This is a genomic window from Ruegeria sp. BC8 (assembly GCF_056535705.1).
In genome coordinates this window covers 1,554,100-1,579,542 of sequence record NZ_JBQFIV010000001.1, presented here as the reverse complement: position 1 = coordinate 1,579,542, position 25,443 = coordinate 1,554,100, and the positions used below count along the sequence as shown (strand labels likewise).

Sequence of the window (25,443 nt, the reverse complement as noted above, 5' to 3'; positions counted from 1 at the left end):
GTTGCGATCAGGGCAGGGCGACGAGCTTCAGGATCTCGTCGATCACGTCATCGGCGGTCTTGGCGTCCCCCTGCGCTTCGAAACTCAGCGTGACGCGGTGGCGGAACACGTCATGGGCAATGGCACGGATGTCGGCCGGGTCGACATAGTCGCGCCCGTTCATCCAGGCATGGGCCCGGCCGCATTTGTCCAGCGCCAGCGACGCCCGCGGGCTGGCGCCGATCTCGATCCAGGCGGCGAGGTCATCGCTGAGCGCGGACGGCGTCCGGGTGGCCTGAACCAGATCGGCCATGTACCGATCCATCGCATCCGAGACATGTATCTGCCCGATCTCCTGCCGGGCGGCAAAGACGGCATCTTGCGGGATCGGTGAGGGTTTCTCGGCGGTGGTTCCGGAATTGGCGGCGGTGTCCTCGCCGCGGACCAGACGGATCACCAGCACCTCGTCCTCTACCGGGGGGTAGGTGATCTGCACATGCATCAGGAACCGGTCCATCTGCGCCTCGGGCAGCGGATAGGTACCTTCCTGCTCGATCGGGTTCTGGGTGGCCATCACGATGAACAGCGGCTCCATCTTGTGGGTGGTGCCGGACACGGTGACCTGCCGTTCCTCCATCGCCTCAAGCAGCGCGGCCTGAACCTTGGCCGGCGCGCGGTTGATCTCGTCCGCCAGGACGATGTTGGCGAAGATCGGACCAGGCTCGAACCGAAAGGTGCCGCCCGCGTCGGTCTGGGTATAGACCTCGGTCCCGGTCACGTCGGACGGCAGCAGGTCGGGCGTGAACTGGATGCGGCTGAATTCGGCATCAAGATTGCGCGCCATCGCCTTGACGGCACGGGTTTTGGCCAGGCCGGGCAAACCTTCGATCAGCAGGTTCCCGTTGGCCAGCAGCCCGATCAGAAGGCGGTCGATGACCTGTGTCTGTCCAATGATCGATTGGGCCATCCGGGCTTTGAGATCGTTGATTTGGTCAAGCGGTGTCATGGCGGTCCAATCATCAGAAATGGTCAATCATGCGTTTGCGCCGGACCCGCTGGATCTTTTCGGTCAATCCATTGCAATATTTGAAAGTTAGCAGCGCACCTCGGGCCGATCCACCCCCGATTTCAGGGCGTTCAGCCCCGATCAGGACCGTGCGACTTGACGTCGTCGGCCAGACGTCCATCCAGCGACATGAGGACGGCGATAGGGCGCAGGGCCGGAATGTGGCTGAAGATGATCAGAATGCACACGGTCAACGGAACGCTGAGAAACGCGCCGATCAGGCCCCAGACTGTCGTCCAGAACGTCAGTGCGAGGATGACAAGAAAGGTCGACATGTTCAGCGAGCGGCCCAGCAGGGCCGGATCAAGGAAGTTGCCGATCAGGAATTGGATGGTACCGCACCCGAAGACGATGATCAGGAACGGGCCGATCGTCTCGAATTGAACAAGTGCGATCATCGCGGGAAAGATCACCGCGATGATCGACCCGATTGATGGGATGAAGTTCAGGGCAAACGTCAGAACGGCCCAGGTTTCCGCGTATTCCAGACCCAACACGCGAAAAACCGAATAGCTGATTCCAGCGGTAACGAGGCTGATGAATGTCTTGACCCCGACATAGCGCTGCAAGCTGAAGGTTATCGCATCCAGAACCGAAGAAAGCTCGGCTCCGGTGACGGGGTTGCCGGCTGCAATCCGCAGCTTTTTGCGGAATGCCAGCCGTTCGGCCATAAGGAAGGCCACATAAAGGCTGATCAGGAAAAACTGGTTCAGCATCGAGGTGGCGCTGCCCAGCAAAATCCGGGCGACCGAGGTCATGTCGATGCTGATCAGGTTGTCCCGGACAAAAGAGGTGACATCATTCCCGACCAGACCGGTGACGCGGTTGATCACGCCGTCGAACTGGCTTTCATAGGTACCCGCAGTTCGCGCGAACTGCGTGGCCTGACTGCCCAGGATGTAGGTGATCATGAACAAGCCTGCCAGAACCACTGTGACGGCGGCCAGGTTGGCAAGCCAGACCGGAGCACGGGTCAGCGCGATAACCCGATCGCTGAGTGCGATGATCAGCACGTTGATCAGCAAGGCCATGGTCAGCGGAATCAGAAAGCTGGCGCCGGCGTAAAGCCCCAGAACCACAAGCGTCAGCACGATGGTGACGTCGCGTACGACACTCAACCTCAGCGGTGTGCGGGTGGGGGGCTCTGATGGCGTCATGCGGGGCCTCGGCTATACCGGCGCAAGCCGGCAGCGATTGGAGTTTTGTGGGGCAATCCTGCACAGGCGGCGGGCTTTATGCAATCGGGCCAGACAGTTATTCGGAAGAATCTCGTGCAATTGGCACATTGGCTGGTTCTTCCAACGCGGATTGCAGGCTAGAGTTTCCCAATGACACGTCTTTCGATTCCCGTTTTTGGCCGGTTTGGCCGGGCGCTGTGGCTGGCGGTCCAACGCTTCGGCGACAAAAACGGTTTCGTCATGAGCAGCCATGTGGCGATGTCGCTGATGCTGGCGCTGTTTCCGTTTGTTCTGTTCACCGTCGCTTTGGCCGGATCGTTGTCGCAGGGATATGTGACGGACGAACTGATCGAATTGATATTCGGTGCGTGGCCACAGGACGTAGCCCAACCCATCGTGGCCGAATTGCGCGCGGTTCTGGACGGGTCGGGTTCCGGTGTGATCACGCTGGGCGGTCTGCTGGCCGTGTACTTCGCCTCGAACGGAGTGGCGGCCGTACGTGCCGCCATGAACCAGGCTTATCATGACAATGACAGCTGGCCATTCTGGAAGACGCGCCTGCTGTGCCTCGGGTTGGTCATTTTGGGCGGAGCCGCGATCCTGCTGATCGCGGCGGTTGAACTGGTGCTGCCGGTCTACACACGTCTGGTGTCCGAGAATACTGCCGTGGACGTGGGCGAATGGCTGTCGGTTGACCGTTTGCGGTGGACCTTCACGGTGGCGGTGCCGGCGGGAACGGTTCTGCTGGCCCATCTGATCCTGCCGACAAAGCGTCACCGCATCATGCAAATCCTGCCCGGTGTGGCGCTGACCCTTCTGTTGTGGGCGGCCGGAGGGTGGGGGTTCTCGGTCTATATCGCGCAATTCGCGACCTACAGCGCCACCTATGCTGGCCTGGCGGGGGCCATGGCCGCGTTGATTTTCATGTATCTGTGCGCCGCCATCCTTATTTTCGGCGCAGAGTTCAACGGCGCGCTGATGGACATCGACAACCAGGGCGAGGTCGGACCTTCATGAGAAATTGGCACCGCATCGCCTGGATCATTGCGTTTTCCGGATGCGCCCTCTTGCAAAACAGCGGTTGGGCGTGGGCGCAGGACTATGTCGGCTCGGACGCTTGTCGCGATTGTCATGACGAACAGGTGCAAGCCTGGGCGGGATCCCACCACGCCTTGGCCTGGACAGAGCCCACACCTGACAGCGTTGTGGCCGATTTCGATGATACGACCTTTTCTCATGATGGCATGACCGTCACGTTTCGGCGGGAGGGGTCGGACTATCTTGCCGACGTGACCGAGAAGGACGGCCAAAGCCAGCAATACAGGGTTCATTCCGTCGCTGGGATCGAGCCGTTGCAGCAATATCTGTTTGAAACCGAGCCCGGCCGATTGCAGAGCTTTGATGTGGTCTGGGACACGCAGGCCGGGCGCTGGTACCACCTGTATCCGGATCAGGACTTGCCGCCAGACGATGGGCTGCACTGGACCGGCCCCTACAAGAATTGGAACGGCCGCTGCGCGGAGTGTCACGCGACAGGGTTCGAAAAGAACTTTCAGCCGCAGACCCAGTCCTTTGCTTCCGAGCAGGTTGAGATCGGCGTGGGCTGTGAGGCTTGCCATGGCCCCGGCTCGGCTCATCTGGATTGGACAAAAGGTCAGCCCGCGCCTGCCGGGCTGAACGAGTTTGGGTTTCCTGCCATCTGGGGTACGGGCGACACCGAGATCGAGATTCAGCAATGCGCCGGCTGTCATTCCCGCCGCGAAGCGCTGGAGGACGGAAACCCGCTGCCCGGCACGCCATTCCACGATGCCTACAATCTGGCGCTTCTGCGTCCGGGTCTCTACCACTCCGACGGCCAGATACTGGACGAGGTCTATGTCTATGGATCTTTTCTGCAGTCCAAAATGTATGCGCAAGGCGTCGGCTGCCTGAATTGCCATGAGGCGCACAGTGCAACCTTGAAGGCTGAGGACAATGCGGTCTGTACGCAGTGCCATTCCCCGGCTGGCAACCCCGATTTTCCGTCACTGCGAAAGGCGCAATACGACGATCCCTCACACCATCACCACCCGGAGGGAGGCGAGGGGGCGCAGTGCAAAAGCTGCCACATGATCGAACGTCTCTATATGGGCGTCGATGGCCGACGCGATCACAGTTTCCGTGTACCGCGCCCCGATCTGAGCTTGGGAGAGGATGCCTGCACTGATTGCCACACGGATCAGAATCAGCCCTGGGCCGCCGCCGCCATAAATGACTGGTTCCCGGACTCCGATCATAGTACGCCCCATTTCGGGATTGCATTCGCCCCCGCATTCGCCGGAGAGGTCGAGGACCCGGCCGCGTTGCTGGCTGTTGCTCAGGACGGCGCGCAGCCCGGCATTGTGCGGGCGACGGCCGTCTATCTGCTGCAACCTTTCGCGACCCCCGAAATGGCCGAGCAAACAGCAGCGATGCTGACGGACGAAGACCCATTGGTTCGCGCCAACGCGGCGGTGTTGCAGCGGGCGGCAGGGCTGGACGACAGGGTGGCCCGTTTGTCGCCGCTGTTGTACGACCCAGTGCGAAGCGTACGCCTTGCCGCTGCCAAGGAGTTCCTGCCCATTCCCGCCGCGGCATTGACACCCCTGCAGCGCAACAACGCGCGTGAGAACATGGCGGATTGGCAGCGCTCTTTGTCCAATCGTCTGGATTTCCCGGAAACCCACCTGGTCCTTGGGGGGATGGCGCTGACGCTGAGAAACCCTGTGGCCGCCGAACAGGCATTTCGTCAGGCGGTATCCATGGATCCCCAGCGCGAGGATGCTTGGCCAATGCTGATCCAGCTGGCCCAAATCAACCGCGGCACGGATGCAGCCCGTCAGGTGTTGGATGAGGGTCTTCGGACTCTGCCCGACAGCCCAGCGCTTCAGGATCTTGCGCGGCAACTGGGCCGGTAAACCGGCATCGAAGCGACGCAGTTGCGCCATTTTGCAGTCCCATTTGCCGGCCAACATCCATGGTCAAGTCATTGACCAGTTCAGGATGTGGTTATCCATGTTGTATTTGAAACGCCCGTCGACAAAGCTCGACCAACCTGTGGCAACGCGCCGGGTCTCGCTGGATCAGCGGATCGACGAGTTGCGCAACAAGCCGGCCACGTATCTCAACCATGGCGAGGCGTTGCTGCTGCAGGGAATGGCGGCGGCGTCGTTGCGGCCGCAGCGGATTGTGGCCGACAAAATCGCCCTGGACGACGACTGATCAGCCCCGAAAACCGGTTGCCACCACGAATTTTTCCGAACTGTCCGACCGTGAAGCTGGCGGTTTGACATTTGACACTTTCTCGAACTTCTGCTTCAGCAGTTTCTGCAGATCGCCTTCGGCGCCACCTGCCAGAACTTTTGCGACAAAGGTTCCTCCGACCTCCAGCACGTCAAAGGCGAAGTAGGCGGCGGTTTCGCACAGCGCCATGATCCGCAGGTGGTCGGTCTGCTTGTGCCCGGAGGACGCGGCGGCCATGTCCGACATGACAACGTCGGCCTTGCCGCCAAGCCACTGTTTTACCTTCTCGTCGGCATCGTCTTCCATGAAGTCCAGAACGTGGGTTTCGGCACCCGCCACGGGCTCGACCTCTTGCAGGTCGACGCCCAGAACCGTCCCGATCCGTTTGCCCGATTTCTCGCCCAGCGCATTCACGCGTTTGACCGCGACCTGGCACCAGCCACCGGGCGCGCAGCCAAGGTCGACCACGCGTGCGCCCGGAACCAGAAAGCGGAACTTGTCGTCCAACTCCAGAATCTTGTAGGCCGCGCGACCCCGATACCCCTCGGCCTGCGCACGCTTGACATACGGATCATTCAGCTGCCGCTCGAGCCAGCGGGTCGAGCTGAGCTTGCGTCCGCGCGCGGTTTTGACCTTGACCTTCAGGTCACGCTGCCCGCGTCCCGAAGTGTTTTTGCCGCTGGGTTTCTTGGCCATTGAAAAGGTCTCCTGAAGACTGCGAGGCCTTTACCCGCTTGTTCATGTGGCATCAAGCCGATGATATCGACCGCTCCCTCAATAGCAGATCGGGCCAGGGCGTAGAAACACCAAATGCCGCCCATCCCAGACCGTTCAAGACCTTCCCGCCGAGGGTGCCGGATGTCGGCGGTGACGCCGAAAAACTGTGCAGCAGTTCTAGTGCCTCTGCCGAGTCGACCGCTGGCACGGCGATCCCAATGCCGCCAATCGCCAAAGCATAATGCGGAACGGTGTTGGCGATGTGAAAACTCGGGCTGAATACCTTGAACCCGGCAGCCTCAAGCGCACAGATCGTGGTTGCGGCCGTCGAAACCCGGTAGGCAATCGCTATGGTCGCAAGCGGCATTCAGCGCAGAGCTTTCTCAAAACGGCCCGTCTTCCAGGACGCCATCGGCGCTCATCTGTGCATAAAGCAAACCCTCGCGCAGCCCGCGGTCCGCCACCGAGAGGCGGTCGGTCGGCCAGCAGCGCAACAGCGCCTGCAAGATGGCAGATCCGGACATGATCAGGGCCTGCCTGTCCTCGCCGATGCGCGGATCGCGACGGCGGCCTTGAGGACCAAGCTCCAGATAGCCGCGAATGACCTTGTCGATCTGATCGCTGGTCATGCGCAGGCCGTCCACCTTGGTTCGGTCATAGCGCTTCAGGCCCAGATGAGAGGCAGCGACGGTTGTGACGGTGCCACTGGTGCCAACGATCTGAAACCCCTCGCGGGCCTGTTCGTCCTTATAGGGCGCAAAATCAGCGAGGTTTTCTTCAAAAAACCAACTCATCAGGGCAAAGCGGGCAGCATCGTCTTCGACATCGTGGAACTGATCGCGCAGTGTGGCGACGCCCAGTGGAACGCTGATCCAATCCACCACCTTGGCCGCCGGAAAGGGACTGTCGACCGTGTGAAAGCCGTTGTGCAGCCGCATGATCGCCGTTGAACGGTCGCGTCGCGGCACCGAGGACAGGTCGATCCAGACCAGCTCGGTCGAGCCGCCGCCGATATCGACGACCAGCAACTGCTCGGTCTTGGTGCTGACCAGCGGAGCACAGGAAATGACCGCCAGACGGGCTTCTTCCTCGGGTTGGATGATTTCAAGGGTCAGGCCGGTCTCACGCTTCACCTGACGTATGAAGTCGCGTGAGTTTCGGGCGCGGCGGCAGGCTTCGGTCGCCACAAGCCGCATACGCTTGACCTTGTTCCGTTTCAGCTTTTGCTGGCAAATCCGAAGGGCTTGGATGGTGCGCGCCATAGAGGACCGCGACAGCCGTCCGGTCCTTTCAAGCCCGGCACCAAGCTGCACGGACTTCGAGAAGCTGTCGACCACATGAAAGCCGCTGCCCTTGGGCTGGGCGATCAGCATGCGACAACTGTTAGTCCCCAAATCCAGCGCGGCATACAGGGCATCTGGATCGGGTCTTGCCGGCGCGGGGCTTTCGACCACCTTCGGGAACGCGCCCGCACCTTTGGGACGCTTGGGCGCCATCGTCACGCCCTCCGATTTTCGAGTTACCCCGACCTTAGGTCGCGGGCGCGCGTCGTGCAAGACGCTCATTAAAGTCATGAGGATTTTGATGGACCCCGACACTGGAGAAACCGGTGCAGGGCCTGTATCCCGAACTGCAAAACGTCGCTGTAAAAGCCCCGGGTGTCGAAATCCGACCGACCCGCCCCCACATAGCCGTTTAGAACCGGACCATCTGGTTAGGAGGAATCAAGATCAATGCCTGACGTCACCATCGTTTACTGGCGCGACATCCCCGCTCAGGTCATCGTGGGCAAGGGCCGCCGTGGCGCAAAGCGACAGTTGGATATGCGGTTCGAGCAAGCCATCGACCGCGCCGCCATGAAGGTGAACGCCAAGGACAGTGATGCCTATCTGGCCGAGTGGCGCAAAGCCGAGCCGTTCGAGGTTGAGGGTGACCCGACCGAGATCGCCGAGGCTGAAGCGCTACGCCTGGAAACGGAATACGATCAGGACCGCATCAAGGCCCTGATCGCAAATGACGGTTGGGCATGAGCCCCAGATCTTTATGGGAGGCCGCAATGGCTTTGCTGAACTTCAAGAAACGTGATGCGGCCGACAAGGCCCCGGTGAACCCGACCGTCGAAGCCTTTTTGCAGGGTTATTCGATCGAAGTCATGCCGCGCACAGCCGAGAAGGTCGAGGATTTCCGCGACCTGCTGCCCGAAGGCACGCGCGTGTACATCGCCCATATCGAGGGCACACCCATCGAGGACATGGTCAAGACCGCCAAGCGGATTGCGGCCGAGGGCTATCCTGTCATGCCGCATTTCCCGGCCCGCATCATAAAGGACGCGGCGACGTTGGAGAACTGGATCGCCATGTATCAGGGCGAGGCGGGTGTCGAGCAGGCGTTGCTGCTGGCAGGCGGCGTGGACAAGCCGCATGGCGACTTCGACAGCTCGATGCAGTTGCTGGAAACGGGGCTGTTCGACAAGGCGGGCTTCAAGCGCCTGCACGTCGCAGGCCACCCCGAGGGCAACAAGGACATCGACCCGGACGGTTCGACCAAAAACGTGGACGAGGCGTTGCGCTGGAAGCAGAAATTCAGCGAAACCACTGACGCTGAAATGGCGCTGGCCACCCAGTTTGCCTTTGACGCCAAACCGATCATCGCTTGGGCCGACGGCCTGAAGGCGGCCGGGATCGAACTGCCGATCCACATCGGCATCGCCGGTCCGGCCAAGCTGCAGACCCTGATCAAATTCGCGATCGCCTGCGGTGTGGGCCCGTCGCTGAAGGTGCTGCAAAAGCGCGCCATGGACGTGTCCAAGCTGCTGCTGCCCTACGAGCCGACCGACGTGATCACCGCGCTGGCCGAGCACAAGGCGGCCAACCCCGACTTCAACATCACCAACGTGCACTTCTTCCCGCTTGGCGGCATCAAGACCAATGCCAACTGGGCCATCGAAAACGGCGGCGCCTCGGCGAAGCCTGTAAACGCTTAAGGACCGGACATGACCCGTACAGTCGTAGAATCAAAGACCAAAACAGCGATCATCGGCTTCGATCAGCCGTTCTGCGTGATCGGCGAGCGGATCAATCCGACCGGCCGCAAGAAGCTGGCCGCCGAGCTGGAAGCGGGCGATTTCTCGACCGTCGAACAAGACGCGCTGGCGCAGGTCGCGGCCGGGGCGACCGTGCTCGATATCAACGCAGGCGTGGTTTACAACTCGAACCCCAACCCGAACGAGACCGAACCGCCGCTGATGCGACAGATCGTCGAGCTGGTGCAGGGTCTGGTCGACGTGCCGCTGTGCATCGACAGCTCGGTTCCGGGTGCGTTGGAGGCCGGGCTGGAGGCCGCCGAAGGCCGCCCGCTGCTGAACTCGGTCACCGGTGAGGAGGACCGCCTGGAACTGGTTCTGCCGCTGGTCAAGAAATACAACGTGCCGGTCGTAGCGATCTCGAACGACGACACGGGCATTTCCGAAGACCCCGACGTGCGCTTTGAAGTTGCCAAGAAGATCGTTCAGCGCGCAGCTGACTACGGCATTCCGGCCCACGACATCGTTGTGGACCCGTTGGTAATGCCGATCGGCGCGATGGCTACTGCCGGCCAGCAGGTCTTTGCCCTGGTACGCCGCCTGCGCGAGGAGCTGGGCGTGAACACCACCTGCGGCGCGTCCAACATCTCGTTCGGTCTGCCGAACCGTCACGGCATCAACAACGCCTTCCTGCCGATGGCGATGGGCGCGGGCATGACCTCGGCCATCATGAACCCGGTGGCGCTGCCGGTAACGCAGAAGAAGATCGCCGAGAAAAAGGTCGAGGTTGCAGCGGCGGGCATCATCCTGCCCGACGGCATGGACGACGAAACCTTCGTTCAGATGTTCGGTCTGGGCTCGACCAAGCCGCGCGCCGGCAAGGAGATGGAGGCCATTCGCGCCGCCAACCTGCTGACCAACAACGACCCGCATGGCGGCGAGTGGATCAAGTTCAACAAACCTGCCGATGCTGCAGGCGCCGAAGGCGAGAGCGCACGTGGCCGTCGGGGCGGTGCTCGACGTCGTCGGGCCTGAGTAGGCTGCTTTGTCAACGGGCCGGGCAATCTGCCCGGCCTTTTTGTTTGCCGCGCTGGTCGAAGCATCTTGAACTCTGCAAAGGACGGGTGATATTCAGCACCGAGCGGCGGGTATGATGTAATGGTAGCCTGTCAGCTTCCCAAGCTGAACGCGCGGGTTCGATTCCCGCTACCCGCTCCAAGCACTTTGATATTGGCCCGCTTGAAGCTCGAAAGCTGAGGTGGACTCGGACTATTTCGCGCCAAAATCCCGCCACAAAAAAGCCAAAATGAACGAATTCTCGCGTTAAACGGGAAATCCTTTTCGTTTGTGGGGAGGTTTGCGAGATGCGGGCTCGATACGATTTGAACTGACGGGGGAACCCTCGTTCCTGTGCGAAATTCGCACATTAATGAGTACAAACTGGAGTTCAAATCATGTCAAAGGCAATTCGTAGTCTATTTATTCGTCTGCGCCGTGACGAGCGTGGCGCCACTCTTGTCGAATACGGTATCGCACTGTTCATCGCGATCGCTGTTGGCGGGACCCTGCTGACCGGTCTGGGCGGCACAACCAACGGCAACTTCGATGCTGCCAACACGGCTGCAACACGGTAATCCTGCTGTTTTGGCCTGAAAAGCAACTGGTTTTCCGCCGCGAGGACGGCGGGAAGCCAGAACCAGCCCAGTCTCGGCATTCGGCGTCCCGCGTGACGCAGTTTGGGCCGAGGACTGGCCCCACGTTTTCAGAATGACCGGCCCGGCTATTTGGAGGGACCTATGCGATTGAAATCATTGATGATAACTATTCTTGGCGTGGGTCTGGCGGGTGGCGCCGTGATGATCGCGCAGGAGCAGCTGAGACGCAGCCAGGCCGCCGCTGATCCGACGATCGTTCGCGTGGTCGCAGCAGCAGAAGAGATCCCGTTCGGATCTCCGATTGAAGGTCACAAGCTGACCGCCATCGACTGGCCGGCGGATTCCGTGCCGGCAGGTGTATTTACAAGTTTCGAAGATGTTCTGCCCACAGCAGGTGTCGACCCGCGACGCGCCAAGCGCGCGTTGGCGCAGGGTGAAATCCTGTTGGCGTCAAAGGTTTCTGACTTCGGTGAGAAGGTCACCATCGTTCAGACCTTGGGCGAGAACAATCGTGCAATGGCCATCAATGTGGATGCGCAGACCGGTGTTGGCGGGTTCGTCACACCAGGTGACTTTGTTGATATCGTGCTGACGCAGGGCAAGAACGAGTCGCTGCGGGCGGTGACGATCCTGCAAAACATCCGTGTCATTGGGGTTGATCAGACGGCTGATGAAGATGTCGACCAGCCCGGGATTGCCCGAACGGTGACTGTCGAAGTCACGCCGGACCAGGGACAGCGGTTGGCATTGGCTCAGAAGGCCGGGCAACTCAGCCTGTCGCTGCGGTCCCTGCAAATCCAGGAAGACAAGCCCTTGGAGGCCATCCGCCTCAGCGACATTCTGCTTGAAAAGTCGCCGGTTGCAGAGGGCGCGCCCAAGCCGATCGTGAAGGTGCGTCGGGGTACCACGGACGTCCAGGAAGTTCCTGTTGCCGGCAACCCCTCGAATGCAACCGTGTCCAACTGATCGCTCGCGAGGTCTGTTCATGCCCACGTTGCGCAACATAAAGGACGACGAACAGGGGACCATTCTGGTTTTCGTCGGAATTTGCATGACCGTGATCGTTGGCATGGCGGCGTTGACCTTTGATCTTGGGCGACTGGCTTCTACGCAGACCGACCTGCAGGCTTATACCGATCACGTGGCTCTGGCTGCCGCCGGAGAACTGGATGGCGGCAGTGACGCGATCACACGCGCCACGGCCGCTGCAGCCGGAATGATCGAAGACTCCCAGTTCTTTGCCGAGGGCAGCCAAGATCTGGGGACGGCCGCAGATTATTCGCTGCGGTTTCTGTCGGGACTGCCCGATCCTGCCGCCGATCCGGATGACAATGATCCAGTCGATGGGTTTGTTACGACCGATCCCGCTCTTGCCGTTCTGGTTGAGGTGACCGCGACCCCTAGAACCGTTTTCCTTCCGTTCGGTCGGGCCCTCGCGGATCTGTTGGGGGTGACGCGCCCGGATGAGGATGTCGAGGCCGTCGCGATTGCGGGTTACACCCAATATGCCTGTGATGTGACGCCGTTGATGTTCTGCATCCCTCCCGGCTGGACAGCGAATGCAAACAAAGGGTCAACCATCAAGTTGCGCACTGGAGGTAACGGTGCCGCTTGGGGGCCGGGGAATTTTGGTTTCCTCGACCCGACGGACATCGGCATAAACCCCAACGGTCCTTGCGCGGGGCAGACCGGATCAAAACTCTATATCTGCCTGATCGCGGCGCATGGAAACCTGACGCAATGCGTGTCTCAGCGCGGTGTTGATACCGAGCCCGGTCAGCGCAATGGCATTGGCAGTGCAATCTACAATTCACGGTTCGATATTTTCCACTCGACGATGAGCAACCTCAAGAATGATGAAGACTATGCGCCCGGACCGCAGGTCATCGCGGGCTGGGAAAACTCTGGCGGAAGCTGTCTGAAAAACAATCCCGAGGTTTCGACCGACTCGATGCCGTTTCCGCCCGACGATTGCTTCGCCGCAGGCACCTGCGCGCATGGCGGCCGTTTTGGAAACGGTGTCTGGACCTCCGGCAAAGCGGCTTATCTGGACATGAACTATGGCGACGGTCCGGCCAATGATCTGACGCCGCACCCGCTGGGTAACCCGACGGGTAACACGCGATACGAAATGTATCTCGACGAGATCGCCAGGGCTGGTACGGGTGATGTGCTGTTTGGGCGCAGCGAGTCCGGCCGCCCGCAATGCGCGAGCACAACGCTGGACGACCCTGACCGCCGCACATTTATCGCAGCCGCCATAAACTGCGGTGCCAATCCGGTCGCGGGACGCGCGGAGAACGTTCCGGTGCAGGAGTTTGTAAAGGTTTTCCTGATCCAGCCGCTCGAAGAATCCTCGGGGACTGATTTTGACATCTATGTCGAGGTGGTCGAGCAGGTCGGTGGTGGAGTCGGTGGCAGCAGCGATGATGGCATCTTTCGCGATGTCGTGAGGTTGTATCGATGACTCGGCTTGTTCGGCATATCCGACGGTTGCGGTCGTGCGAGGCCGGCGCCCCGATGGTCGAGTTCGGGATCGTACTGCCGTTGATCCTGCTGTTCTTTGCCGTGATCATCGAAGGTGGGCGTATCACCTGGATTCATCAGGCAACATCGGCCGGGGTGCGCGATGCCTCGCGTATGATCGCGCGGATCGCACCGTTGGACTTGTGCGCAGCGGGCGGAGTCGGCAGCTATGACGCTCTGGCCACGGACATCGTCCAAAACCAGTTGGGCGGTTCGTCGATCATGCCGCATGGCACAACCGTCATCGACGTCACACCGCGCTGTATCTCGCGGGCTGGCGTGTACCGGATCAATCCGACTTCGGTGGTCGAGGTCACGGCTCAGATCCGGATCGAGTACCTTTTTGGAAACGTTTTCAGCCTTTTCGGGGCAGCGCTGGGGCCTCTCGACACCGAGATCTCGGATCAGAGCCGGGTGTTTGGGGTATGACGGGTAACCTGCATATGCTGCGCGCTTTCTGGCGACGTGAAAACGGATCGGCCCTGGTCGAGCTGGGCATGGTCATTCCGTTGTTCCTGGTGCTCGTGTTTGGAATTCTCGAGTACGGACGGCTCTACTGGTCCACGACGATGGCGCAGAAAGCGATGCAAAAAGCCTCTCGGCTTGCCACGGTCGGGCCGCCACTGTGTGGCGCGATGCCAGCCACGCACACGCTGGCCGGTGGCGCCCCCGCAACAACCAAGTTCGGCGCGCTGTGCCGCAGTGGCAGCATCTGCGCCACTCCGAACCTGCCGGCGCCGTGTCAGCTTGACGCATCAACCGCCTATGGCAGCCGGATCTGGGACGAGATCGAAATGCTGCTGCCGCCCGGAGCCACCGCGGCAAATGTGCAAATCACCTATTCGCACGATCCTCGTCTTGGTTTTCTTGGTGGACCCTATACGCCGGTAGTTACAGCCGAACTGGTAAACCTGGACTACGATTTCGCGCTGCCAATTGGGCCGCTGGTCGCCCTTGCTGCTGGCAACCCTGCCATATCCGCCAGCAGCCCCAACACCATTTCAATCCCAACGATGAGCACATCCGTCCCGGCCGAGGATCTTGCCATCGGTGCCGTTGAGTAAGGAGAAGAGTCATGAGTGCCAAGCAGATTTCAGTGCTGTTGATTTCACCGGACGAAGAGATTTTCGCGGCAATCGAAACCTCGTTGGAGGGGCTGAGCAATTGCCGCTTTACGGGCCGCAAGGACACTGTCGCGCGGGTCAACGGGACGGCCGTTGCCTTGTCAGCGCGTCATGACGTGGTTCTGTTTGATGTGGATGACAGTTCGCCCGAGCTGTTGCAGACCGCACAGCAAATTTGTGATGCGCGCATGCCCAATGCGATCATTATCGCGCTGGCGTCCGAAGATCTGCCGCTTGAGAAGGCCCGACAGCTCAAAAAGCTTGGAGTTGATGACGTGCTGCCGCGCAATGCAATCCATGAGGAGATCATTCCGCAGGTGGATGCGATCCGTGCCCGGCGGCAGGCGCAGCTTCCCGCCGTTTGGGGTGGACAAGCCACACTTGGCAAGTTGATCGCGGTTGGCAAATCTCGTGGTGGCGTCGGATCGTCCTTGGTTGCGGCCAATATGGCGAACGAGCTTCAATCCAAGGCCGGATTCCTGAAAAAGACGGCGTCGAACTCGGTTGCGCTGGTGGATCTGGACTTTCAGTTCGGCTCGATTGCGGCCCTGATGGATGTCGCCGAAAGCGACGCGATGTGGCGTATGGCCATGGAAGGCAGCATTCCCGACAGTGCCTTTTTGGAGCAGGCGATGGTCAAGTCGCCCTGCGGGGTCGATATCCTGGCGGCTCCGTCGCGCTATGGTCCGTTGACTGCGATCAAAGAAGAGCAGATATCGGCCATTCTGGATTCCCTGAAACGTACCCATGACTACGTCGTGGTAGATTTGCCGCGGGCGCTGGTGGAATGGATTACGCCCGTCCTGACGCAAGCGGACCGCCTATATTTGGTGACGGACGTTGCTGTTCCGTCTGTTCGCTCGGCCCGCAAGCTGATGGATTTCTACCAAGCGGAAAATCCAGCACTGGAAATTCAACTGGTCGCCAACCTTGAAAAGAAACCCATCATTCCGGCGGCGCACCACAGAGCGGCGGCAAAACTCCTTGAAAAGGACTTTGCATTTTGGGTGCCGCGCGACGAGCGCACAGTACGCGAGTCAGTCGATCGGGGCGTGCCGTTGGAAGATGTTTCATCCCGCGCACCCATGACACGCGCAATCCGAAAGCTGGCACACGAGACATGCCTGTCTTTGCCGCCTCGGGTCGGCCAGCACTGAGGCAGAGTGTTTCGGAATAGTTAAATATTTGCAGAAGGTTAAGTAGATGTTTCGAGAATTCGACCGACCAGGCCAGGAAAAACCGGACGCTTCGAAAGTTGTGCCGTTGGACACCAAGCAGTTTGCTCAGATCGGCAAGCCGGTTCATGGCTCCGGCGATGACCTCGTATTGATGCATGACATCCAGAACGATCGGATAGATCTCAAGGCACGACTGCATAACTCGTTGCTGGACAAGCTGAACCTCGCCGTTATCGAAAAGGTCGAGGAAGAAACACTGCGGGGTGAAATTGGGCGACATGTCACCGAACTGCTGCGCGCCGAAGGCCGTGCGATGCGCAGCGAGGAGGTCAAGCAGCTTGTCGAAGAGCTGATGCACGAGGTGCTTGGCCTGGGCCCGCTGGAACCGTTGTTGGCCGACCCCACGATCAACGATATCCTCGTGAACGGCCACACGCAGATTTTTGTCGAGCGCTCGGGCATCCTCGAAAAGACATCGGCACGTTTCCGTGACGAACGTCATCTGCTGCGGATCATCGACAAGATCGTCAGCCGGATCGGTCGCCGTATTGATGAACGGCAACCGTGGGTGGATGCGCGGTTGGAAGATGGCAGCCGCGTCAACGCGATCATTCGGCCCTGCGCACTGGACGGGCCGGCGCTTTCCATTCGAAAATTCTCGCGGGTTCCGCTGACGATGGAACGCCTGATCAAGAATGAGGCCTTGAACGAAAGCGCGGCCAAACTGCTGCGGGGATTGGTTGAAGCCAAGATGAACGTGCTGATCTCGGGCGGAACCGGATCGGGCAAGACCACGATGCTGAATGCATTGTCGTCGTATATCAGCCCTCGGGAGCGGATCGTCACGATTGAAGACGCGGCCGAACTTCAGCTTCAGCAGGAACATGTCTTGCGCATGGAAACGCGGCCTGCTGGCCTCGACGGTACTGGCGCCGTTGCCCAACGAGACCTTGTGCGAAACGCGCTGCGGATGCGTCCGGATCGGATCATCATCGGCGAGGTGCGCGGCTCCGAAGCATTCGATATGTTGCAGGCGATGAATACCGGCCATGACGGGTCGATGACGACGGTACACGCCAACAGCCCACGCGATGCACTTTCCCGGGTCGAGCAGATGGTGCAAATGGGCGGGCTGGAGCTGCCGCATGCAGCAATCCGCGCGACTATCGCTTCGGCAATTCACTTTGTTCTGCAATTGAACCGCCTGTCTGATGGTACCCGCCGTGTCACCTCGATTGCCGAGATCACCGGCATGGAGGGCGATATCGTGACCATGCAGGACATCTTCGTCTTCAAACGTGAAGGCAAGGACGAGGCCGGCAACATCCTCGGGCGCTTCATGCCGACCGGTATCCGACCGAAATCCAGCGATGCGCTGGCGGCGGCGGGTGTCGACCTTTCATCGATCAAGTTCAACTGAGGGACCCGGCCATGTTGGAAGATCTCAGATCCTTCTTTTCGACGCACAGCATAGACTCGTTGATCGGACCAGAGATGGAAGTGGGCGGTTACGATGTCCGCTTTGTTCTGTCACTCTTGATATTTCTCGGCGCCCTGATTGCTTTCGAAGGGGTCCGTCAGCTTTTGAAGCGCGGAGAAAACCGGGAAGAGGCGATAAACCGGCGCATCCAGATGCTGAACCAGGGAAAGACTGGCGAGGACGTTCTGGAATTGCTCAAACCGCGGGAGAGCAAACCACTCATGAAGTCGTTTCCGCTGGTCGGCGACTTGCCGGGTGCCCTTGCGGCATCGGGCCTGCACATGGTGCCGGAAATGTTCCTGTTGGGATGTGGGGGTGCTTTTCTGGTTTCGGCGATCGGAGGCTCACTGGTGGCCAACCCACTGACGGTCATACCTGTGAGCGCTGTGTGCTTCCTGTTGGCCCCGTTGGTCTACCTTGGCGCCAACCTCAGACGGCGCAAGGCCGCGCTGATCAAGCAGTTGCCGGATGCGTTGGACCTGATGTCGCGTGGGTTGAAGGTCGGACATCCGTTGAACACGACCTTGCAGAGCGTGGCAAACGAAATGCCCGATCCGATCGGAACTGAATTCGGTCTGGTCGTCGACCAAGTCGCTTATGGGGAAGAGTTGACGACCGCCATTCGCAACATGGCAGACCGGGTAGATGAAGAAGATATCCAGTACCTCTCGGTCGCGCTGACGATGCAGCACGGCACTGGTGGCGATCTGGCCGGCATTCTGCGAACATTGGCGCGCGTCATCCGTGCCCGCATGTCTCTGCGGCGCAAGATCAAGGCCATTTCTGCCGAGGGTCGGATGACCGCCTATATCCTGTCGTTCATTCCTGTCGGGATTGCCCTCGTGATGACGGTCATGACGCCGGACTATTATGGAAGCGTGGTGCAATACCCGATTTTCTGGCCCGTCATGAGCGTCATATCAGCGGCCATCGTTCTGAACGCCATCGTTTTGTTCAAGCTTGTCAATTTCCGGATCTGAGGGAGGGTTGTCGAAATGGAAATCGTGAACTCGCTACTCGACACTGGTCTCTTTTCCCAACTCATGATCCTGGGCGTTGTTGCCGCCGGCGCGATCGTTGCATTCTTTGGGATATCATCGTCGCTCGGCGATCGGTCTACAGCAGCCGAACGGATGCTGCCCAAACGAACAAGGGGCCAGAGCCTTGCACGTCTTGTGCCGGAAAAGGTGGAGGGCGATACACCGACCGGGCTGAGCGCCGCACTTATCCCCAGTGATGCAAGTGTCAGGTTCGAAGTTGGCCAAGTGCTTGCGCGCTCAGGGTTTCGCGGCCGGAATGCAATCGCCAATTTCTATCTGATCCGTTTGGGCTTGGCGACGTTTCTGCCGCTCGTCTTTCTTGTCCTCATGTCTTGGCAGCCTGCGTCCAGTATCGGCGCCACGATCAACGATTATGTGTCTGGTCTGAATTCATTTCAGATCTTGCGGAACCTCGGCATCCTCTGCGGCATCGGGTTCTTCATCCCCCAGCTTTGGATGAGCGCTCGGATCAAGGAGCGTAAACGTCGGATGGAAAATGCGTTCCCGAACATGCTGGACTTGCTCCAGATTGGGATCGAGGCGGGAATGGGCTTTGACCAGGCGCTTCTCAAAGTTGCAGTGGAAATGCAGACTGTATCGCCCGAAATGTCCGAGGAAATTCTGATTGCCCTGAGCGAGATTCAGGCCGGGCGCGACCGTGAAGTTGCGTTGATGAGAATGGCGCGCCGGACGGGGATCGACGAAATGAGTTCGTTCGTGAGCGTCGTCCTCCAGTCGTCCCGGTTCGGCGTCCCGTTGTCGGCCGCCTTGACTACGTATTCCGAAGAAATGCGCGAACTGAGAGAGCTTCGCGCGCAGGAGAAAGCCAACAAGTTGCCGGTGCAGATGTCCGCGGTCATGGCGAGCCTGATGTTGCCCTCGATCGCGGGGCTGATCCTTGCACCGATCATCATTCGATACGTCGAAACCTTCGTGAAATGACGTTGTTTTTGTGGGTGCGGCGCTCCCGGGTCCACACGAGGTCAACTGTGCGTCCCCGACTTGGGTCGCGTTCTTTCAGGCGCTGTAAAGCAGCATCGACCAGCCGGCCAGGATCAGGCCCGAAAGGCCTATGGCAATCCCAAGAGGAAACTCGCGTCCGCTGAGCGTTGCTGCAAGCTTTCCTGTCGGTTGTCGGACGAACAGGCGCAGCAGGGTCAAGCTGGTCAGTCCAAACGCCATCGCGGCAGAAAGCAGCAGCATATATGTCGAAAGGGCTTGGGTCGGTATCGCCAGAAAAACCACCGGTAGCATCTTGGCGTCTCCGCCCCCCAGCCAACCGGCGGCGAAAAGGGCAAAACAGATCCCAAAGCAAAGCCCGGCGGCGATCAATCGCAATCCAACTTCATGCAAACCGAGGGCAGGGGACCCTACCAGAAACAGGGCAACCCCTATCAGGCAGTACAGGTTCGGTATCCGGTATTCGGTTAGGTCCGTCCACGCCACCGCCACAAACAGCGGCACCATCAACCACAGAGGTACCCAACTATGCCAAGGCAGATCAATCATAATGCGCGTGCCTGATTGTGTCTGCCGTGCAAGGCTTCGCGTTCTTCGATCGAAACCAGCCGTCTGGCCAACATGTGGAAGTTCTCCATTCCTGTCTTGCCGTAGATATGCTTGAGATGCGTTCTCACAGTCGCGGGACCAATCTCGAGCTCGGATCCAATGGACTGTTGCGACAGTCCCCGGGAAATCAGAACGCAGACCCGCCATTCGGCCCGTGTCAGGCCCGCTGGGTTTTCGAGGCTCATCAGCGGCGCGTCATTCACCGCCCTTTGGATGGTTGTTACGGATTGGCGGGACAGTGCTTCGGTAATCAGACCGGCGCGTCTGTTGCGGTAGATCTCGGAGATTTCGGGTGCGATTGTCTCTATCGCTTCGCGCCAGCCGGGTTCGAGGCCTTTGGCGAAATGCAGCTCCAGAAAATCGATTTCGCAGCCTTGGTTGTCGAGACAGACGAACAGGATATCGTGCAGCTTGCGGTGCGAGATCCAGTCCAGAACAACGGCAGAAAACTCGTTTACGGGTTTCCCGTGATCCTTGAGACTGAAGACGACGCCTTTCTTTGGCTTGCTCGCAAACGGACCAATCACGTCGTTCGTGAAGGAAAGGAAAAGCGGCCGACTTATTGTCTGGTCACGGGTATCTGCGCGCGCAGCTACTCGGCTGCCACCTTTTTTGAGCCAGACACGGCTGAGGGTACCACAATCGGCTCCAAACGCGTTGACAACTTCGGTCAACGCAGCGTCCAGAACCACTCCGCCCTGGCTCCATTGAATGAAACTGATCAATGCGCGTGTGTGTTGCGTGTTCGGTAGCCACGCACCTGCACGGCCCATCCCCCTGTCCATATAGCACCAACTGGTAAACGTCTTACTCACTAAAGCGAGCCGGTTCAGCGGCTTCTGTAGATTTGAATTACTCTGCCCAATACATTCATATTTTACGATTTTTACGCAAAAATCACCAAGAATCTTATTAAGTTTCCGGATGGTGAGAAAAACACCGGCAAAAACGCAGACAATTAGGCTCAAAAGGCTGAAAAGAGTTGACGATCAGAAACAATAACAGTCAGCGGGTGTGATTGGCCAAGGGCGACACGCTCTGGTATTTCAGGAGGGCTTACGGGCCTGAAAGACGTTGATGACTGCCGGGATGCCAAACCCATCTGCCGTTTGAAAACTCGAAAACTCCTGGGCCACGGCGCTCTGGATTTTTCGTTCGTCGGCCTCATCGCCTTTAAAATGCGCTATCACGCGCGCGGCCGGCCCGACCCGGGTGCAAAGCTCAGCGGTGGCCTCCACCGATCCAAGCCCCGGTAGTCGGAGGCTTACGGGGTTGGCGAAGATGTCATCCAAACCCGCCGTTGCCATCATGCCGGTCACATGGTCGATGTCATGAAAGGCCAGTGGTCCCGGTGCGTACCGACCATATTTTGGTGGGTGGCCCAGATGCGATGTGGCGGCCATGTGGGGAATCCTGAACCAGGGATTGTCAGCCAGAGGTCCCCATGCGGCAAAAGTCATTTGTCCGCCGGGGGCCAGAGCCTTGGCGATGTTGGCGAACGCCGCAACCGAATCCTGAAAGAACATGACACCGAACCGCGATATCGCAGCGTCGAACGCGCCCTCGGGGAACCGGGCGACCTGAGCGTCGACGCATTGGAAATCGACGTTTTCAACACCCGCGGAAAAGGCCCTTTCCTGCGCTCGGCTTAGGAACGGCTCAGAAATGTCGCCGCCAAGAACATGGCCCTGCGGTCCGACACGCTGGGCGGCCGCGATGGTGCTGGCGCCGGTCCCGCAGCCGATGTCCAGCACGCGCATTCCGGGTTCCAGTTCGGCCTGATCCAGAACGAGGTCCAGAACCGGGGCCAGCATGTGGTCCAGTTTGTCCTCAAAAGTCAGCCACTTGGTGCCGGATTCGGAGTTGCCCCAGTATTCAGCCTGATCTTCGTTTGCTGTTTGCATGGGGGTCCTCCACAGTTTTTCGGACTATGCCTTTCTGCGGCGACGGCGGCCAGTTTTTTCCGCATCGCCTCCGGTGTTGAAGGACGGAGCGGGCAGGGTGACGATCTTGGCCAGTTCCGGGAACGGGTCGGTCTTGTGCGGGATCGCGTTGGCGGCCACGAAATGCTCCTGAAATTTCGGCTCGATCGCGGTTTCGACCTTGGTGATCTCGCGCACCACACGTTCGATCTCGGCCCGGGCGGCGATGTTGCACAGCGCGATGCGCGCGCCGGTACCGGCGGCGTTGCCCGCGCTTTGGACCTTGTCCAGCGGCGCGTCGGGGATCATGCCCAGAACCATCGCGTGTTTGGTCGAGATATGGGCGCCGAACGCCCCGGCCAGCACTACGCGATCCACACGGTCCACGCCCATCTCGTCCATCAGCAGCCGCGCCCCGGCATAGAGCGCGGATTTCGCAAGCTGGATCGCCCGAATGTCGCCCTGTGTCACGGTGATGCGCGGGCCGCCCTCGGCGCTGGCGTCATGGATCAGATAGGAATGGGTTCGGCCCTCGGGGATGCAGCGGCTGGTGCCGGTCTGCTCGGCCGAGCCGATCAGGCCGCTCTCGTCCAGCAGGCCGGCCATGCGCAGTTCGGCCACCGCCTCGATGATGCCCGACCCGCAGATGCCGGTGATGCCGGTAGTGGCGATATCGGTCTCGAATCCGTCTTCGTCGGACCACTTGTCCGAGCCGATCACGCGGAACCGGGGTTCCTTGGTCACCGGGTCGATCTGAATGCGCTCGATCGCGCCGGGCGCGGCACGCTGGCCCGAGCTGATCTGCGCACCTTCGAAGGCCGGTCCGGTGGGCGAGGAACAGGCCAGCACGCGGGTCGTGTTGCCCAGCAGGATCTCGGCATTGGTTCCGACGTCCACGATCAAAACCAGATCCTGCGACTTGCCCGGCTCTTCGCTCAGCGCCACGGCGGCGCAGTCGGCCCCCACATGGCCCGCGATGCAGGGCAGGATGTAGACCTGCGCACGGGGGTTCATCGTGGTCAGATCCATCTCGCGTGCGTGCAGCGTGACGCTTTCCGACGTGGCCAGCGCAAACGGCGCCTGGCCCAGTTCAACCGGGTCCAGACCCAGCAGAAGATGGTGCATGACCGGGTTGCAGACGAACACAGTTTCCATGATCAGGGCCGGGTCGATCCCTGCCTCGTCGGCGATCGAGGTGACCAGATCGTTGATCGCCTCACGCACGGTCCGGGTCATCTCCTGATCACCGCCGGGGTTCATCATCGCGTACGACACACGGCTCATGAGGTCTTCGCCGAACCGGATCTGCGGGTTCATCAGTCCCGACGAGGCCTTGACCTCACCGGTGTCCAGATCGGTCAGATGCGCGGCGATGGTGGTCGAGCCCAAATCGATGGCCAGCCCGTACAGCCCGTTTTCGTGCAGTCCGGGCCAGATTTCGACGATGCGCGCCACGCTGTCCTTGTGGCCCTTGTGCAGGGCGACCGTGACCTCCCACTTGCCTTTGCGCAGGGTCGGCTGCAGTTTGGACAGAAGCGACAGGTCGGCGGTGATGGCGTCGATCTGCCACTGCTCGCGCAGGGCGCGCTCCAGACGTTCCAGATCGCCGGTGGGCGAGTGCATATCGGGTTCTTCGACCACCACGAAATAAAGGCGCGTGGCCGGGTCCATCGTGATGGCGCGCGCGGCGGCGGCCTTGCGCACCACCTGGCGGTGAACCTGGCTTTCGGGTGGAACGTCGATCACCACGTCGCCTTGAACGGTGGCCTGACAGCCCAGCCGCCGGCCCGGTTTCAGACCGCGCTTGTCGTCATAGCGCTGCTCGACCGCGTTCCATTCGCTCAACGCGTCTTCGCGGACCGTGACGCCGTGTTTGGGAAACTCGCCATAGCTGGGTGTGATCTGGCATTTCGAGCAGATCCCGCGCCCACCGCAGACCGAATCCAGATCGACCCCCAGTTGCCGGGCCGCCGTCAGGATCGGAGTGCCAACGGGGAAATGTCCGCGTTTGCCCGAAGGGGTAAAGACGACAAGGGGATCGGTGGTCATGACGGATGCCTTTTTGGTGTTCGCGCGTATGGCGGCAAGATATGGGTTTCGCGGCAAAGGGAAAGGCCAATCCGCGGCAGGTTTTGCGCGGCTTGCGTCGTTTTCCGCGCCATCGCGGCGGTTTGTGGGCGAACAAGTTGGGGCAGGGGCTTTTCCTTTGGTCGAAACCATGCAATAGGGTCACCGCCAAACGGGGTTTTGCATGGGGTTAGCAGATGCAGATTCGTGAGGCACTCACCTTTGATGACGTTCTTTTGGTTCCGGCGGCCTCGTCGGTGCTGCCGGCAACGGCGGACACGTCGACGCGCGTGACGCGCGCGATCACCATGAACATACCGCTGCTCAGCTCGGCCATGGACACGGTGACCGAGGCGCGGATGGCCATCGCAATGGCCCAGGCCGGGGGCATTGGGGTGATCCACAAGAACCTGACCGTCGAGGAGCAATCGCGTGAGGTGCGCCGGGTCAAACGCTTCGAATCCGGCATCGTCTACAACCCAGTCACCCTGCGCGCCGATCAAACGCTGGCCGATGCCAAGGCCTTGGTCGAGCGCTACAACTTCACCGGCTTCCCGGTGGTGGATGACGACGGCCGCGTCGTGGGTATCGTGACCAACCGCGACATGCGTTTTGCCACGTCGGACGACCAGCCGATCCGCGCGATGATGACCACGGATAATCTGGCGATGCTGCAGGAGCCGGCCGACCTGGAAGAGGCAAAGAGCCTGATGAAGGCTCGCCGGATTGAAAAGCTGCTGGTCGTCGACGGATCGGGCAAACTGACCGGTCTGCTGACCTTGAAGGATACGGAACAAGCGGTGCTGAACCCCACGGCCTGCAAAGACCATCTGGGTCGGCTGCGGGTTGCGGCAGCCACGTCGGTTGGCGATGCCGGCTTTGAACGGTCCGAGCAACTTGTCGACTCTGGCGTCGACATCATCGTGGTCGACACGGCGCACGGCCATTCCCAAGGGGTGCTGGACGCAGTGAAGCGGATCAAGGCCCTGTCGAACGAAGTGCAGATCATCGCGGGCAACGTCGCAACGGGCGACGCAACCAAGGCCCTGATCGACGCTGGCGCCGATGCGGTCAAGGTCGGGATCGGGCCGGGTTCGATCTGCACCACGCGCATGGTGGCCGGTGTCGGCGTGCCCCAGTTGACGGCAATCATGGATTGCTCGGCTGCGGCTGGCGACGTGCCGGTCATCGCCGATGGTGGTATCAAGTTCTCGGGCGATTTCGCCAAGGCCATCGCGGCGGGCGCGTCCTGCGCTATGGTTGGCTCGATGATCGCCGGCACCGACGAAAGCCCGGGCGAGGTGATCTTGTATCAGGGCCGCTCTTTCAAATCCTATCGCGGCATGGGCAGCCTGGGCGCGATGGCGCGCGGCTCGGCCGATCGTTATTTCCAGAAAGACGCCGCGAATGACAAGTTGGTGCCCGAGGGGATCGAGGGACAGGTGCCCTACAAGGGCTCGGCCAGCGCCGTCGTTCATCAACTGGTCGGCGGTCTGCGTGCGGCCATGGGCTATACCGGCTGCGCGACTGTTGATGAAATGCGCCGCAATTGTCAGTTCGTGAAGATCACCGGAGCGGGTCTGAAGGAAAGCCACGTGCATGACGTGCAGATCACACGCGAAAGCCCCAACTACCGCGTGATGTGATGGTTTCCGTCGG

Annotated in this window: 25 protein-coding genes and 1 tRNA gene; 17 read left to right on the top strand and 9 right to left on the bottom strand. The window is 60.3% G+C overall.

Annotated elements, in window-relative coordinates; translation table 11 throughout:
• Positions 1 to 7: 7 nt before the first annotated feature.
• Positions 8 to 985 (bottom strand): AAA family ATPase, encoded by a 978-nt coding sequence (locus ACR3EK_RS08040; RefSeq protein WP_170339047.1) that lies wholly within the window; start codon positions 983 to 985, stop codon positions 8 to 10.
• 131 nt (positions 986 to 1,116) lie between these two features.
• Positions 1,117 to 2,202 (bottom strand): AI-2E family transporter, encoded by a 1,086-nt coding sequence (locus ACR3EK_RS08035; protein WP_170339049.1) that lies wholly within the window; start codon positions 2,200 to 2,202, stop codon positions 1,117 to 1,119.
• Positions 2,203 to 2,373: 171 nt separating this feature from the next.
• Here ACR3EK_RS08035 and ACR3EK_RS08030 point away from each other — a divergent pair, with 171 nt between their 5' ends.
• The 3 genes from ACR3EK_RS08030 to ACR3EK_RS08020 are packed head-to-tail and all read left to right on the top strand — an operon-like array spanning position 2,374 to position 5,463.
• Complete coding sequence (locus tag ACR3EK_RS08030; protein WP_170359160.1) at positions 2,374 to 3,240, top strand: YihY/virulence factor BrkB family protein; 867 nt, start codon at positions 2,374 to 2,376, stop codon at positions 3,238 to 3,240.
• Positions 3,237 to 5,159 (top strand): multiheme c-type cytochrome, encoded by a 1,923-nt coding sequence (locus ACR3EK_RS08025; RefSeq protein ID WP_480633100.1) that lies wholly within the window; start codon positions 3,237 to 3,239, stop codon positions 5,157 to 5,159. Before ACR3EK_RS08030 ends, ACR3EK_RS08025 begins: the two co-directional genes overlap by 4 nt.
• Positions 5,137 to 5,463 carry a hypothetical protein gene (locus tag ACR3EK_RS08020; RefSeq protein ID WP_170437589.1) on the top strand — a complete coding sequence of 109 codons (327 nt, stop codon included), beginning with the start codon at positions 5,137 to 5,139 and terminating at the stop codon, positions 5,461 to 5,463. Before ACR3EK_RS08025 ends, ACR3EK_RS08020 begins: the two co-directional genes overlap by 23 nt.
• Here the strand turns inward: ACR3EK_RS08020 and ACR3EK_RS08015 are convergent, their stop codons facing one another.
• From ACR3EK_RS08015 to ACR3EK_RS08005, 3 genes are read right to left on the bottom strand one after another with little or no spacing between them, the layout of a single operon-like run.
• Positions 5,464 to 6,180 carry an RlmE family RNA methyltransferase gene (locus ACR3EK_RS08015; RefSeq protein ID WP_480633099.1) on the bottom strand — a complete coding sequence of 239 codons (717 nt, stop codon included), beginning with the start codon at positions 6,178 to 6,180 and terminating at the stop codon, positions 5,464 to 5,466.
• A gap of 52 nt (positions 6,181 to 6,232) precedes the next feature.
• Positions 6,233 to 6,568 carry a hypothetical protein gene (locus tag ACR3EK_RS08010; RefSeq protein ID WP_170592625.1) on the bottom strand — a complete coding sequence of 112 codons (336 nt, stop codon included), beginning with the start codon at positions 6,566 to 6,568 and terminating at the stop codon, positions 6,233 to 6,235.
• A 16-nt stretch (positions 6,569 to 6,584) separates the two neighbouring features.
• Positions 6,585 to 7,697, bottom strand: a complete 1,113-nt coding sequence (locus ACR3EK_RS08005) for a Ppx/GppA phosphatase family protein (RefSeq protein WP_170363420.1) — start codon at positions 7,695 to 7,697, stop codon at positions 6,585 to 6,587.
• 237 nt (positions 7,698 to 7,934) lie between these two features.
• Here ACR3EK_RS08005 and ACR3EK_RS08000 point away from each other — a divergent pair, with 237 nt between their 5' ends.
• The 13 genes from ACR3EK_RS08000 (at position 7,935) to ACR3EK_RS07940 (ending at position 19,168) form a co-directional block, all read left to right on the top strand.
• Complete coding sequence (locus ACR3EK_RS08000; protein ID WP_170359170.1) at positions 7,935 to 8,231, top strand: virulence factor; 297 nt, start codon at positions 7,935 to 7,937, stop codon at positions 8,229 to 8,231.
• A gap of 26 nt (positions 8,232 to 8,257) precedes the next feature.
• On the top strand, positions 8,258 to 9,184 hold the full coding sequence (locus ACR3EK_RS07995; protein ID WP_480633098.1) for a methylenetetrahydrofolate reductase: 927 nt from the start codon (positions 8,258 to 8,260) through the stop codon (positions 9,182 to 9,184).
• Between the two features lie 9 nt (positions 9,185 to 9,193).
• Complete coding sequence (locus ACR3EK_RS07990) at positions 9,194 to 10,258, top strand: methyltetrahydrofolate cobalamin methyltransferase (protein WP_170370496.1); 1,065 nt, start codon at positions 9,194 to 9,196, stop codon at positions 10,256 to 10,258.
• A 109-nt stretch (positions 10,259 to 10,367) separates the two neighbouring features.
• Positions 10,368 to 10,441 (top strand) — tRNA-Gly (locus ACR3EK_RS07985).
• A 236-nt stretch (positions 10,442 to 10,677) separates the two neighbouring features.
• Positions 10,678 to 10,857, top strand: a complete 180-nt coding sequence (locus ACR3EK_RS07980) for a Flp family type IVb pilin (protein WP_170432556.1) — start codon at positions 10,678 to 10,680, stop codon at positions 10,855 to 10,857.
• A gap of 180 nt (positions 10,858 to 11,037) precedes the next feature.
• Positions 11,038 to 11,844: a Flp pilus assembly protein CpaB gene (gene cpaB, locus ACR3EK_RS07975; RefSeq protein WP_254428886.1), complete on the top strand. Its 807-nt coding sequence runs from the start codon at positions 11,038 to 11,040 to the stop codon at positions 11,842 to 11,844.
• A gap of 19 nt (positions 11,845 to 11,863) precedes the next feature.
• A complete protein-coding gene (locus ACR3EK_RS07970) occupies positions 11,864 to 13,345 on the top strand; it encodes a pilus assembly protein TadG-related protein (RefSeq protein WP_170338524.1) in 1,482 nt (493 codons plus the stop codon).
• The gene (locus ACR3EK_RS07965) at positions 13,342 to 13,833 is read left to right on the top strand and encodes a TadE/TadG family type IV pilus assembly protein (RefSeq protein WP_170338526.1); all 492 of its coding nucleotides are present in this window, start codon (positions 13,342 to 13,344) and stop codon (positions 13,831 to 13,833) included. The genes ACR3EK_RS07970 and ACR3EK_RS07965 overlap by 4 nt, the downstream gene beginning before the upstream one ends.
• Positions 13,830 to 14,468, top strand: a complete 639-nt coding sequence (locus ACR3EK_RS07960; protein WP_480633097.1) for a TadE/TadG family type IV pilus assembly protein — start codon at positions 13,830 to 13,832, stop codon at positions 14,466 to 14,468. The genes ACR3EK_RS07965 and ACR3EK_RS07960 overlap by 4 nt, the downstream gene beginning before the upstream one ends.
• Before the next feature lie 11 nt (positions 14,469 to 14,479).
• Complete coding sequence (locus ACR3EK_RS07955) at positions 14,480 to 15,685, top strand: CpaE/TadZ family protein (RefSeq protein ID WP_093962116.1); 1,206 nt, start codon at positions 14,480 to 14,482, stop codon at positions 15,683 to 15,685.
• Between the two features lie 46 nt (positions 15,686 to 15,731).
• Complete coding sequence (locus ACR3EK_RS07950) at positions 15,732 to 17,126, top strand: TadA family conjugal transfer-associated ATPase (protein ID WP_170338532.1); 1,395 nt, start codon at positions 15,732 to 15,734, stop codon at positions 17,124 to 17,126.
• 11 nt (positions 17,127 to 17,137) lie between these two features.
• The gene (locus ACR3EK_RS07945) at positions 17,138 to 18,166 is read left to right on the top strand and encodes a type II secretion system F family protein (RefSeq protein ID WP_170359187.1); all 1,029 of its coding nucleotides are present in this window, start codon (positions 17,138 to 17,140) and stop codon (positions 18,164 to 18,166) included.
• 15 nt (positions 18,167 to 18,181) lie between these two features.
• Positions 18,182 to 19,168, top strand: coding sequence for a type II secretion system F family protein (locus tag ACR3EK_RS07940; protein WP_170359189.1), 987 nt, complete (start codon positions 18,182 to 18,184; stop codon positions 19,166 to 19,168).
• A gap of 75 nt (positions 19,169 to 19,243) precedes the next feature.
• Here the strand turns inward: ACR3EK_RS07940 and ACR3EK_RS07935 are convergent, their stop codons facing one another.
• The 4 genes from ACR3EK_RS07935 to ACR3EK_RS07920 all read right to left on the bottom strand — a co-directional run bounded on the left by ACR3EK_RS07935 (position 19,244) and on the right by ACR3EK_RS07920 (position 23,766).
• Positions 19,244 to 19,735, bottom strand: coding sequence for an A24 family peptidase (locus ACR3EK_RS07935; RefSeq protein ID WP_480633096.1), 492 nt, complete (start codon positions 19,733 to 19,735; stop codon positions 19,244 to 19,246).
• Positions 19,732 to 20,763, bottom strand: coding sequence for a helix-turn-helix transcriptional regulator (locus ACR3EK_RS07930; RefSeq protein WP_480633095.1), 1,032 nt, complete (start codon positions 20,761 to 20,763; stop codon positions 19,732 to 19,734). Before ACR3EK_RS07930 ends, ACR3EK_RS07935 begins: the two co-directional genes overlap by 4 nt.
• A gap of 78 nt (positions 20,764 to 20,841) precedes the next feature.
• Positions 20,842 to 21,699 carry a class I SAM-dependent methyltransferase gene (locus ACR3EK_RS07925; RefSeq protein ID WP_170339087.1) on the bottom strand — a complete coding sequence of 286 codons (858 nt, stop codon included), beginning with the start codon at positions 21,697 to 21,699 and terminating at the stop codon, positions 20,842 to 20,844.
• A 24-nt stretch (positions 21,700 to 21,723) separates the two neighbouring features.
• Entirely contained in the window at positions 21,724 to 23,766 is a 2,043-nt protein-coding gene (locus ACR3EK_RS07920; RefSeq protein ID WP_480633094.1) for an ASKHA domain-containing protein, read from the bottom strand.
• Positions 23,767 to 23,981: 215 nt separating this feature from the next.
• Between ACR3EK_RS07920 and guaB the strand changes: the two genes are divergently transcribed.
• Complete coding sequence (guaB, locus tag ACR3EK_RS07915; RefSeq protein ID WP_170339091.1) at positions 23,982 to 25,430, top strand: IMP dehydrogenase; 1,449 nt, start codon at positions 23,982 to 23,984, stop codon at positions 25,428 to 25,430.
• Positions 25,431 to 25,443 lie beyond the last annotated feature (13 nt).